This is a genomic window from Candidatus Clostridium helianthi, from assembly GCF_045310795.1.
Classification (GTDB): Bacteria; Bacillota; Clostridia; order Clostridiales; family Clostridiaceae; genus Clostridium; species Clostridium helianthi.
Genome location: NZ_JBJIAB010000003.1, coordinates 128,506 through 141,205, shown reverse-complemented (window position 1 = coordinate 141,205; position 12,700 = coordinate 128,506). Strand labels below are relative to the sequence as shown.

9 protein-coding genes are annotated in these 12,700 nt (G+C 28.6%); all 9 read left to right on the top strand.

Going from position 1 to position 12,700, the window contains the following annotated elements; all coding sequences use genetic code 11:
* The first annotated feature begins 45 nt into the window (after positions 1 to 45).
* The 9 genes from ACJDTP_RS03705 to ACJDTP_RS03665 all read left to right on the top strand — a co-directional run bounded on the left by ACJDTP_RS03705 (position 46) and on the right by ACJDTP_RS03665 (position 12,033).
* Positions 46 to 1,707 (top strand): glycoside hydrolase family 43 protein, encoded by a 1,662-nt coding sequence (locus ACJDTP_RS03705; protein WP_406760598.1) that lies wholly within the window; start codon positions 46 to 48, stop codon positions 1,705 to 1,707.
* A gap of 242 nt (positions 1,708 to 1,949) precedes the next feature.
* Complete coding sequence (locus ACJDTP_RS03700; protein ID WP_406760536.1) at positions 1,950 to 3,323, top strand: glycoside-pentoside-hexuronide (GPH):cation symporter; 1,374 nt, start codon at positions 1,950 to 1,952, stop codon at positions 3,321 to 3,323.
* A 441-nt stretch (positions 3,324 to 3,764) separates the two neighbouring features.
* Entirely contained in the window at positions 3,765 to 5,465 is a 1,701-nt protein-coding gene (locus ACJDTP_RS03695) for a methyl-accepting chemotaxis protein (protein WP_406760535.1), read from the top strand.
* 209 nt (positions 5,466 to 5,674) lie between these two features.
* The gene (locus tag ACJDTP_RS03690) at positions 5,675 to 6,124 is read left to right on the top strand and encodes an Hsp20/alpha crystallin family protein (protein WP_406760534.1); all 450 of its coding nucleotides are present in this window, start codon (positions 5,675 to 5,677) and stop codon (positions 6,122 to 6,124) included.
* A gap of 341 nt (positions 6,125 to 6,465) precedes the next feature.
* A complete protein-coding gene (locus ACJDTP_RS03685; protein WP_406760533.1) occupies positions 6,466 to 7,653 on the top strand; it encodes a class I SAM-dependent rRNA methyltransferase in 1,188 nt (395 codons plus the stop codon).
* A gap of 230 nt (positions 7,654 to 7,883) precedes the next feature.
* Positions 7,884 to 9,065: a class I SAM-dependent methyltransferase gene (locus tag ACJDTP_RS03680; protein ID WP_406760532.1), complete on the top strand. Its 1,182-nt coding sequence runs from the start codon at positions 7,884 to 7,886 to the stop codon at positions 9,063 to 9,065.
* A 304-nt stretch (positions 9,066 to 9,369) separates the two neighbouring features.
* On the top strand, positions 9,370 to 9,960 hold the full coding sequence (locus tag ACJDTP_RS03675) for an anthranilate synthase component II (protein ID WP_406760531.1): 591 nt from the start codon (positions 9,370 to 9,372) through the stop codon (positions 9,958 to 9,960).
* Positions 9,947 to 11,302, top strand: coding sequence for an aminodeoxychorismate synthase component I (gene pabB, locus ACJDTP_RS03670; protein ID WP_406760530.1), 1,356 nt, complete (start codon positions 9,947 to 9,949; stop codon positions 11,300 to 11,302). The genes ACJDTP_RS03675 and pabB overlap by 14 nt, the downstream gene beginning before the upstream one ends.
* On the top strand, positions 11,302 to 12,033 hold the full coding sequence (locus ACJDTP_RS03665) for an aminotransferase class IV (protein ID WP_406760529.1): 732 nt from the start codon (positions 11,302 to 11,304) through the stop codon (positions 12,031 to 12,033). Before pabB ends, ACJDTP_RS03665 begins: the two co-directional genes overlap by 1 nt.
* Positions 12,034 to 12,700 lie beyond the last annotated feature (667 nt).

Genomic DNA, 12,700 nt, shown 5'->3' with positions numbered 1-12,700 from the left:
TAAAAAATATAAATAAATATTTAATTAGTTAAAGGAGAGAAGTTAATAATGAAAATTAAAAATCCAATATTAAGAGGATTTAATCCAGACCCAAGTATTTGTAGGGTAGGCGAGGACTATTATATTGCAGTATCCACTTTTGAATGGTTTCCTGGAGTACAAATTTATCATTCTAAAGATTTAATTAATTGGAATTTAGTCGCTCGTCCTCTAAATAGAATCTCACAACTTGATATGAAAGGAAATGCTGATTCGGGCGGTATATGGGCTCCTTGTTTAAGCTATAGTGACAATAAATTTTGGCTAATCTATACAGATGTAAAAGTTACAAAAGGAATTTGGAAAGATTGCTACAATTATTTGGTTACTTGTGAAACTATCGATGGAGATTGGAGTGAACCAGTTAAGTTAAACGGTTCAGGTTTTGATCCTTCTTTATTCTATGATAAAAATGGGAAAAAGTATTTATTGAATATGCTGTTTGATAATAGGGTATACAATCATAGATTTGCAGGTATTGTAATGCAAGAATATTCCCCAGAAGAAGAAAAATTAATTGGAGAATCTAAACTAATTTTTAAGGGTACAGATCTTAAATTAACAGAAGGGCCTCACTTATATCAGATTGGTGATTATTACTATCTTTTAACGGCTGAAGGGGGAACTAAATATGAGCATGCTGCAACAATAGCACGTTCTAAAAATATAGAAGGACCTTATGAAGTACATCCGGATAATCCTATTCTTACCGCATGGGACAAGCCTAGAAATGAATTACAAAAATGTGGGCATGCATCTATTGTACACACTCATACTGATGAATGGTATTTAGTTCATTTAACCGGAAGGCCACTTCCATCAGATGAAGTTCCTGGCACTGAAGTGAGAGGATATGATAAAGAAACAGGAAAACCACTTCCACATACAGCACCAAGAGGGTATTGTCCACTTGGAAGAGAGACAGCTATTCAAAAGCTTGAGTGGATTGATGGGTGGCCATATGTAGTAGGCGGAAAAGAAGGTTCAATAGAAATTGATGCTCCTAATATGAAAGAAGTAAAATGGGAACCTAGCTTTAAGGAATTAGATCATTTTGACAATGATAAATTGAACATTAATTTTCAATCACTACGTATTCCATTGACTGAAGATATAATGTCCTTAACAGAAAAGCCAGGAAATATGAGATTATACGGAAAAGAATCATTAATATCTAAATTTACACAGGCTTTAGTTGCTAGAAGGTGGCAATCTTTTAGCTTTGATGCGGCAACAAGTGTGTCATTCAATCCAGATACTTTTCAGCAATCGGCTGGGCTTGTATGTTATTACAATACAGAAAATTGGACAACAATTGATGTAACTTGGAATGAAGAAAAAGGAAGAGTAATTGATATTGTTTCTTGCGATAACTTTGAATTTTCACAACCGTTAGCTCAAAATATGATTCCAGTGCCAGAAAATGTTGAATATGTACACTTTAAAGTAGAAGTTAGAGTTGAAGAATATAAGTTCTTTTATTCATTTGATGGGGTGGAATGGAAGGAGATACCTATAAGTTTTGAATCTAAAAAATTATCAGATGACTATGTAGGTGGAGGCGCGTGCTTTACAGGAGCATTTGTAGGGATGCACTGTCAGGATGTTAGCGGAAATAATAAATCGGCTGATTTTCATTATTTTATGTATAAAGAGAATCTAATATAGCTTTATTAAAATATGAATCACTTACTAAACAGATAAAGGTAAACGATTTATTTTGTGTTTTTATCAAAATGAGTTATAAATATATGATTTTCAAAATATTGAACTAGTCAAAGGTTGCGGAATTCCGCAACCGACTATATAAATACTAAATTATAAGGAGGATAGCTATTTAGAGAATACAAAATTTTATAAAAGTGTATGAACAAAAATCTTATAAATTAAAAATGGAGGATGGATTTTAAATGAATATCAGTCAAGTAACATCTAAGATTTCTGAAAAAATTACTATGAAAGAAAAGGTGGGTTATGCCACAGGAGATTTAGCTTGTAACTTTATTTATCAAACAGTAAGTAGTTATTTACTATTCTTCTATACAGACGTTTTTGGAATTTCCGCTGCAGCAGCTGGATTCATGTTTCTGATAGTAAGACTGTTTGATGCTGTAATGGATCCACTAATTGGGACAGTAGTGGATAAAACGAATACAAAATACGGAAGGTTTCGTCCATATATCTTATATGGTGCTTTTCCCTTTGCAGGAGTAGCTATCCTTTGTTTTACCACTCCAGCATTTTCAGATCCTATAAAATTAGTATATGCTTATGTTACTTATATACTATTATCAGTAACTTATTCAGTAGTTAACATTCCTTATGCAGCACTTACTTCAGCGATCACTCAAGATAACAAGGAAGTTGTTAGCTTGACATCTATTAGAATGTTATTTTCAAATACCGGGGGATTAATTGTTTCTTTTGGTGTACCTCTTTTAGCTGGAATATTTACAAATATGACTGGAAAAACAAGCACAGGATGGCAAATTACCATGTCAATAATGGGGATTTTAGGTGCACTTCTACTAATATATTGCTTCTTGAATACTCAAGAGCGTGTCCGAATTGATCATTCCGAAGATGCAAAAATTAATGTTAAAGATATTTTTATTCAATTAAAGTCAAATCGTCCACTAGTTATTATATGTCTTTTTTTCATTCTTAATTTTGGCGTTAACTCAATCGTTAATTCTGTTGGAATTTATTACGTCACTTATAATGTTGCAAGGCCAGATTTAGTAAAATGGTATGGTCTAATGGGAACTCTCCCAGCATTAATACTTATGCCGTTAATGCCATCAATGTATAAATGGATGGGAAAGAAAAAATTACTATTTACTGCTTTATCTTTAAAAACAATTGGGTTAATAGCTTTATTTGTTATTCCTGCAACAATGGTTCCACTTGTATTTGCAGGACGACTAATCGCAGCATTAGGAACTATTACTGCAGGTGCCTTCACATGGGCGCTAATTCCTGAAACTATTGATTATGGACAATATAAGACAGGCAAACGTGCAAGTGGTGTTATTTACGCGTTAGTTGGATTTTTCTTTAAGTTTGGTATGGCAATTGGAGGAATTGTTCCAGGATTAATTTTAGCGAAATTCGGTTACGTTGCAAATCATGCTCAAACTGCTACAGCATTACATGGTATTTTAATCACAATGACTGCAATTCCAGTAATATTTGTAATCATTGAACTTGTTGCAATATTCTTCTATAACTTAGATGAAAAAGAACATAAAAGAGTATTGAGTGAATTAAATACAAGAGTATAATTTATGAAAATTTATTCTATATATAAGACTAGGTGTTGAGGGAAAATATTTGTGTAAAAGTAATTGTTATGTTTTAAAGATTCATAGATGTGTTTGGATAAGCACATGAAATGTTGTCAGCCTATATAAAATAATAGAAATGTCCAATTATTAGTAAAAGGGAAACCTCTCTATAGATATCAAATTTATAGTGAGGTTTTTTGTGTTATAAAAAATTATAGAATTACTTAAATTTCATATTTTTTCATATATGTCTTGAATTTGGTACATAAATTGATATAATAGTAAATGAAATTCATTATCAATTAAATAGTGAAAAGAAAAATTAATGCAATTAAAATCCATACCATCATTAATTTCGGTGATTAATTAGCCAGAAAGATAAATCAATCATGATTATCAAAAGGAAAAATATATTTTATTATTCGGGGGGAAACAGTTATGTACCAAAGATTACATGAACTTATATCAGGAGATCCAATAAATAAGAAAATAAAAAAATCATTCTTAATAATCAATATGTTTACAATAATAAGCATGATTATAATAGTAAGTATTTTATATATGTTTTCTTATAAAACTAATTTGTCATATAGGAAATCATATGCACTTTCAGATAATATATCAAATATGAGAATTAGTCTACAAAAAATAGATAAAAATCTTTATAAAGCAATAGCTGAGGAAGATGTGGAGAAAGAGCAAAAATATTTAGAATTAGTAAATGAAGAAGTAGAAGAATTCGATAGTAATTCTAAAATTTTAAAAGAAACACTACCTGATTATGAACTAATTGATGAGATTAATTCATCTGTAGAATTAGCCGCAAAAAGTAGAAGTGATATAGTGGAATTGATAAATAAGAAAGAGAAGATATCAGCCTTAGCAATAATGGAAAATACATATTCTTATCAAATAGATGGCATAGCAGATAAAGTTATAGAAGTATATAAACAGTCTCAAAAACAAACATCTAATTTTTTACATAAGGTAGATATAATTAACAATATAATATTAGGATTTATAATAATCATAATGATCAGTACATTAATAATAACGTCAACAATAAGCGGTGTGTTGACAGATATATTTATTAAAGGAATTAATAATATAAAAGAAATATCTGAAGAATTATTATATGGAAATCTCAAAGTTGAAAGTAGCTATGAATCTACAGATGAAATGGGGGAGATGGCAAGTAATCTGATTAGCGCTATAGAGATGATAGACTCATATGTAGATGATATTACAACAATTTTAGAAAAAATATCAGTTGGAAATTTGGATATAGAGTTAGAGAAAAATGTGCAATATAAATGCGATTTTATTCCTATACAAGAGTCGCTTGAGAGTATTATAAACACATTAAATAGTGATTTCTATGGTATATGCAGGGCGGTAGAGTTAACATCAAATAGATCAGAACAAATATCACTAATTACAAAAGAACTATCAGATGGAGCTACAAATCAAGCAAGTATAATAGAAAAACTTTTAGACAATTTTAATAAAATATTAACCAAAGTTACTATAAACGCCCAAAATGCAGAGGAAGCTAACAAAGTATCGGAAAGTACCAAGAATATTGTATCTGAAGGAAATCACAAAATGGAAGAGTTAATGAAATCTATAGAGGAGATTGCTGAATCTTCCGATCAGATTTCAAAGATTACAAGCTCTATAGAAAATATAGCATCACAAACAAACCTTTTGGCGCTGAATGCAGCTATTGAGGCTGCGAGAGCTGGAGAAACTGGAAAAGGATTTGCGGTGGTAGCTAATGAAGTTAAGAGCTTAGCCGAACAGTGCTCAAATGCAGTTAAAAATACTAATATGTTAATAGGAAATTCTTTATTTGCAGTTAAAAAAGGTGAAGATTTAGCAAAAGAGGCCTCGAATTCATTACAAAATATAGTGGTTAATGTAGATAATAGTGCTAAATTGGTCAACGAAATATCACTAGCATCACAAGATCAAACAAATGAGATAATGAAAATGACAACGAGAGTTAACCAAATCTCTGAAGTTATACAGATTAACACAGCTAAGGCACAAGAAACTGCGGCATCAACTGAAGAATTATCACTTCAAGCCCAAAATATAGCTGAAAAGATGTCTAAATATGATTTAAAATCAAAGTGAAAGAATAGGGATCATGAAAAGATATATAAGCAATAAAAAATTAGAGAAAATAAAAGCAAATACTATTAAGTAAAAGATAATTTAATAGTATAGAAATATATAGTAAGAGAAAAAAAATAAAGGACAAAAACTGATTTTGACCTTCTTTGACCTTTGAGCTATAATTTACTTGTAAAAACAAATAATAAATATCTTAAGGAGGTCTTAGTATGTTTGGATTGATACCTTTTAGAACTAACGGATTAGATAAGAAGGGAGGCTCAATTGAAGATTTTTTCAATGGATTTTTCAATGATGATTTCTTTTCGCCAATGAGTTTGGGTTTTGGAAATAACCAAAAATTTAATGCTGATATAAGAGAAACTCAAAATGAATATTTAGTTAGTGCAGAATTACCAGGTGTTAAGAAAGAAGATATAAATCTTGAATATAGAGACAATACTTTGATTATTTCTGCTCTTAGAAATGAAGAAATAAATGAAGAAAAAGATAATTATATTAGAAGAGAAAGAACTTATGGAAAAATATCAAGGGCTTTTCATGTTGAGAATGTTGATAGATCGAGAATTTCTGCAAAATTTCAAAATGGGGAATTACAAATTATATTACCTAAATTAAACGAAGCTATAAGAGATGATAGTAGAATTTTAATTCAATAGTTTATAGATTAAACAAAATATATCATATGGAATTTGATGTATCAAATATTAGTAAAATGAAATGAATAGAGAAGTTATTTAAGAGATAGTTGAATCATACAATTATTGTGGGTTCTCGACTATCTCTTTAATTATTTCTGTTGGATATAGCATTTAATCTATAGCATATTTGAAATTATATATGGTATAAATTAATCAGTATCTAATCTGGAGCAAAAAAACAATAATATATAGTGTACACGATAAAATATGCAATTTTAAATTAGTAATTAACAAGTTTAGATTTATGGTATAATTATTTAGAATTTAATACAATAGTTTTCGGGAAGGTAAATACATATATGAAAGAAGCAATACTTACAGTAAAAAAAGAATTTGTTAAGAAATATAAAAATGGATATCCTTTAATTCTTGGAGAAGCTTTTGATAATATAAAAGATTTAAAAGAGGAAGGTCAAATCATAACCCTTATAGATGAAAAAAAGACTTTCTTAGGAAAGGGGTATTATGGAAAACAAAATAAAGGCTGTGGCTGGATTTTAAGTAATAGTAAAAATAGTAATTTGGATTATAAATTTTTCTATGATAAGATTAGAAATGCATTTTCCAAAAGAATGAAGTTTTATCATTCAAAAGACACGACTGCATTTAGAGTATTTAATGGTGAAGGTGATGGAATAGGAGGTCTTACGATTGACTATTTCGATGAATATTATCTCATCACTTGGTATAGCAGAGGTATATATACATTTAAAGACAATATAATTAAAGCTATAAAAAGCTTAGTTTCTTTTGACGGCATATATGAAAAAAAGAGATTTGAAGAAAATGGCATGGTTGTAGATGAAGATAGCTATGTTTGCGGAAGAAAAGCACCTGAACCTCTTATAGTTAAAGAAAATAAAGTTAATTTCTCAATTTATTTAAATGATGGTGCCATGGTTGGGGTATTTTTGGACCAAAAGGAAGTAAGAAAGTCTATCAAAGATAAATACTCCAATAATAAAAGAGTTTTAAATACTTTTTCATATACAGGAGCATTTTCAATGGCAGCTGCAAAAGGTGGTGCTATTACTACAAGTGTTGATTTAGCAAGCCGAAGTCTAGAAAAAACAACTGAAAACTTTACTATAAATAATATTGATTTTACAAAACATGAAATAATTGTTGAAGATATTTTCCTATATTTTAAACGTGCAAAAAAGGAAGAATTAAAATTTGACGTGGTTATTCTTGATCCACCAAGTTTTGCAACATCAAAAGATAATAGATTCAGTGCAGCAAAAGACTATAAAGAATTGGTTAAATCAGCTATAGATATAACAGAGGATGAAGGTGTAATTGTAGCTTCAACAAACTGTGCCACTTTTAATATGGGCAAATTTAAAAAGTTTATAGATGAAGCTTTTAAAGAATCACATAGAAATTATGAAATTCTAGAAGAACATACTCTTCCAGAAGATTTTGCAGTTACAGATAAATTTCCTGAGGGAAATTATTTAAAAGTTGTGATTGTAAGAATGTACTAAAGAAAGTAACAGAAAAAATTAATAAATAAAATGAGGAAAAAAATAATTATACAAAAATGAAATGAGTAGAAAAGTTAGTTAAGAGATAGTTAGAGAATCATACAATTATTGCGCGTTCTCTACTGTCTCTTTAATTATTTCTATTGAATATAGAATTTAATGTATAGCATATTTGAAATTATATAATAGTATAAATTAATCAGTATTTAAATTATAGAAAGGAATTCTATATGAATCTAATAAATAGCCTTTATGTTAAATATTTATCAAGGTTCGATGATATACCATATAGGATTAAGTTTCAAAATAATAAAGAATTTATTATAGGGAAGGGTACACCTCAATTCGAAATAAATATTAAGGGGGAAATAAGTAAAAAAGACTTAATTAGAAGTACGTTCCTTGCGATTGGTGAAGCTTATATGAAAGGGAATATAGAGATAAAAGGAGATTTATTTGAAGTTATAAATATATTTATTAGTCAGATTGATAAATTCTCATCAGGTAGTAAGCAAGTAAAAAATACGATTTTTCAATCCAATTCTTCAAAAAAACAAAAAGGTGAGATTCAAGAGCATTATGATATAGGAAATAATTTCTATAGCTTATGGCTTGATGATACTATGACATATTCATGTGGATATTTTAAATCAAATAATGATAGTTTGCATGACGCGCAAATTAATAAAATTAATCATATACTAGCAAAGTTAAACATAAAAGAAGGCATGAGCGTCTTGGATGTAGGATGTGGGTGGGGATCTTTACTTATTGAAGCAGCAGAAAAATATAGTGTTCATGGTATTGGAATTACATTAAGCCAAGAGCAATATAAAAAATTTAATGAAAGAATAAAAGAAAGAAAGCTTGAAAAATTACTAGAAGTTAGACTTATGGATTACCGAAATTTAGCTGAAAGTGGATTATCATTTGATAGAGTTGTAAGTGTTGGTATGATTGAGCATATAGGAAGAGAGAATTATGAACTATTTATAAAAAATATTGATTCTGTCTTAAAACCAAAAGGTCTATGTTTATTGGATTATATTAATTCGTTAAAAGAATATTCTGTAGATCCATGGATTAAAAAGTATATTCTTAAAGAAGCAGTTATTCCAAGTTTTAGAGAAATTATAGACATTTGTAGTAATTATAATTTCCATACTATCGATGTTGAAAATCTTAGAAGGCATTATGTTAAGACTTTACTATATTGGAGAGAGAATTTTAATAACAATCTAAGTGAAGTTTCTAAAATGTTTGATGAAGAATTTATAAGAATGTGGGAACTTTATCTTTGTTCATGTGCGGCAATGTTTAATAATGGAATAATAGATATTCATCAATTACTAATTTCTAAAGGAATAAATGATGATCTTCCTATGACAAGAGAATATATGTATAATAAATAAAAATTATATATTATACATATAGGTAATTATTAGGTGGTAATACGAGATAACAATATAATTTATTAAGAAGCGTAAGAACGACTAGATATAATTTAAAATTATGAACGAGAAAATACAATCAATGGAACAGTGTTTTATTTAATGTTAAAATAAGTATGTAACTAATAGCATATATGTTGAAATAGTAAACTTATATTTAAAATTATAGTAGGCTAAGGCCAAGAGTTCAATTAAGATAGAAATGTGGAAACTTAATAATAACATATATATTTATAATAACTAAAGTTAAAAAGGAATGATTAAAGTGATACTAATGATAGATAATTATGATTCGTTTGTATATAATCTGGTCAGATATTTTGAAGAAATCGGGGAAATTGTAGATGTAGTTAGAAATGATAAAATTAATATGGAGAGCATAAGAAAGAATAAATATTATGGTATAGTTATTTCACCAGGACCTAAAAATCCCAAGCAAGCAGGCTTGTGCCTAGATATTATTGATAAATTTAAAAATGAAACTCCTATATTTGGTATATGTCTTGGACATCAGTGTATAGGGCATTATTTTGGCGGAGAAATAATTAAAGGTGACAGGCCTATGCATGGTAAAATAAGTGAAGTAATACATAATAATAGTGGGATATTCTATAATGTTAAGAATCCATTAAAGGTAACAAGATATCATTCTCTAATTATTGATAATAAGAAACTCCCAAAAGAATTAGTGGTTACGGCAGAAACGTCAGATGGGGTAATTATGGGGATTAGACATAATGAGCTACCTATATATGGAGTTCAATTCCATCCAGAAGCAGAACTTACGGAAGAAGGCCATAAAATCTTAGAGAATTTTATTTTAGAGTGCAAGAGGTTTAGAAATGATAGATTTTAAGATTAAAGAGTTAAATACATATTATGATCCTTTTTATACATATGATCTTTTTAAAGATAGTGAAGATTCTATATTTTTAGATAGTTCGAAAGAAGATAAATTATTATCAAAGTATTCCTTTATTGGATTGAATCCATATAAAAAATTTATCTCTAGAGGGAGAAAAGTAACTATTGATAATGAAGAATATAATGATGTAGATCCATTTGAAAAATTAGACGAAATTATTGAGAGTTATAAGATCAGTATTAATAGCAATATTCCTTTTGTGAGCGGTGCTATTGGTTATTTTTCTTATGATATAGGAAGAGTGTTAGAGGATCTGCCAGATGAATCAAAGGAAGATTTTAGTATACCTGATAGTATTTTTATTTTCTTTGACAATCTAATAATCTTTGATTTACAAAATAAAAAAACTTATATAACTTCAGTTGGGCAACTTGAACAATCTAAAAATAGCATACTAAGTATAGAAAAGTGCCTAGAGAATTATATTGAGGGGCTTCCAGTAAATTTAGAAAAAACAAATAATGAATTCTTTTCAAATTTTGATAAAGAAGATTATAAAAAAGCTGTAGTATCTCTTAAAGAATATATAAGAAGTGGAGATGTATATATAGCTAATATGACTAGAAGGATATGGTGTAATAATAATGAAAAGCCATATGAAATATATAGAAAATTGAGAAATACAAATAAAGCACCATTTTCAGCATATATGAATTTTAAGGATTTTCAAATAATAAGTTCTTCACCTGAAAGATTTTTATCAATTATAGATGGTAAGATTCAAACAAGACCTATTAAAGGAACTAGACCTAGAGGAAAAGATTATGAGGAAGATGAGAGAAATAGAAATGAGTTAATGGCTTCGGAAAAAGATAAATCAGAGCTTTTAATGATTGTCGATTTAGAAAGGAATGATCTGAGTAAAGTTTGTAAACCTAAATCAGTAAAAGTTACAGAGCTTTTTAAATTAGAGGAGTATGAGAATGTATTTCATCTTGTGGCAACAATAGAAGGAAGATTAAGAGAAAATGTGTCTTCAGTAAAGTGCATAAGGGAGTGTTTTCCTGGGGGATCAATTACAGGAGCGCCTAAAATACGAGCAATGGAAATAATAGAAGAGCTTGAGAAGCTGAAAAGAAATATCTATACAGGCTCTATAGGGTACTTTGATTTAAGAGGAAATAGCGATTTTAACATAGTTATTAGAACTATTATAAAAAAAGGGGATAAAGCTTACTTAGGAGTTGGCGGAGGAATAACATGGGAATCTATTGAAGAAGAGGAGTGGTTAGAGACAATAGACAAAGCTAAAGCGTTGATGGAGGTATTATAGTGAGAAGGATAGTTCATGATTATGATAAAGTAATGCTTGACGATGGAGTATTTTTTGGAAGAGGAATATTTGAAACAATTCTTTGTAAGGAGAAACCTATATATTTAGAAGAGCATTTACAGAGATTAAAAAAAGATATGATGGAATTAAATTTACAGCCATTAGTGGAAGAAAAATTTTTAAGAGATCATTTAAATAAGTTGGAGATAAAAAACAAAGTATTAAAAATAACTGTTACACCTTTAAACATTATAATAACCGAAAGAGAAATTGCATATAAGGATGACGATTATAAAAAAGGAATGTCGTTAACAATTTCAAAGGTAAGACGTAACAGTACTTCACGATTATCCTCTATCAAATCTACATGCTATATAGAAAACATAATTGAAAAAGAAAATGCTAAGAAATTAGGCTACGATGATGTGATATTTTTAAATGAAAAAGGCAATGTTACAGAAACGAGCTGTGCCAATATATTTATGATAAAAAATAATGAAATTTTTACTCCAAATGGTGAAGAGGGATTATTAAAAGGTATAATAAGAGATAAGATTATGAAAAAATTTAAGGTAACCGAAAAAAGTATCACTATAGATGATCTAACACATTCGGAAGAGGTAATTATAACAAATAGCATAATGGGGGCAATGTCTATAAAACAGATTAATGAAACTAAATATAATAGTGAAAAGTTTAGACATATATTTAATGAAAATTTGAGGAGTTAGAATAATACTTATAATTAAAATAAAGCATAAATTTAGCTTTATAAAAATTTTGATATATTGCAATTCACAATCACGGCTAAAATTCTTGCAACATTTTTAGAATTATGATGAAAAATTATTTTTGCAATATATATTTATAAAAAACTTGAAAGAATACTTAGATATTTCTTTCAAGTTTTTTATTTGGCAAATTAATATAAGTGATTCTTAATTAATAATAAGTCTGACAAGTTAAAATATATAATGGAGAGTTTTTAGCAATAAAACATATTATTGTGTAGAAGATGGAAATAAAATTGTGAAATTTTTATTATTCAGTAAGTATTTGCTTAGATAAGTATGCTTAATTATGATAAGATATATTTAGGCATAATCAAAAAAACAATAAGTTCATCTGTCAAGTCTATTTCACATTATAGAGGAAACTCGACTCGCTACGCTCATTGAGCAAGCGATTCGCACCAAATCATTTTTATAGGAGATTAACTCATAAATGAGTTAACTAAGTTCAAGAAACCAAATCATAGATTTGGACTTTTACTTATCTGCTTATCAGCAGATTGCACTAATAGACTTGCTATGAGTCCATTTTTTGCCTAATTAAAAATAATCATGGCATTTTGGATTTGTTATTTTATTTCATATGCCTTATCAGAACTATGAAAAT

Bases quoted from the DNA above. Each gene is read 5' to 3' on its own strand.
- ACJDTP_RS03700 (WP_406760536.1), top strand. From the start codon at position 1,950: ATGAATATCAGTCAAGTAACATCTAAGATTTCTGAAAAAATTACTATG.
- ACJDTP_RS03695 (WP_406760535.1), top strand. From the start codon at position 3,765: ATGTACCAAAGATTACATGAACTTATATCAGGAGATCCAATAAATAAG.
- ACJDTP_RS03690 (WP_406760534.1), top strand. From the start codon at position 5,675: ATGTTTGGATTGATACCTTTTAGAACTAACGGATTAGATAAGAAGGGA.
- ACJDTP_RS03685 (WP_406760533.1), top strand. From the start codon at position 6,466: ATGAAAGAAGCAATACTTACAGTAAAAAAAGAATTTGTTAAGAAATAT.
- ACJDTP_RS03680 (WP_406760532.1), top strand. From the start codon at position 7,884: ATGAATCTAATAAATAGCCTTTATGTTAAATATTTATCAAGGTTCGAT.
- pabB (WP_406760530.1), top strand. From the start codon at position 9,947: ATGATAGATTTTAAGATTAAAGAGTTAAATACATATTATGATCCTTTT.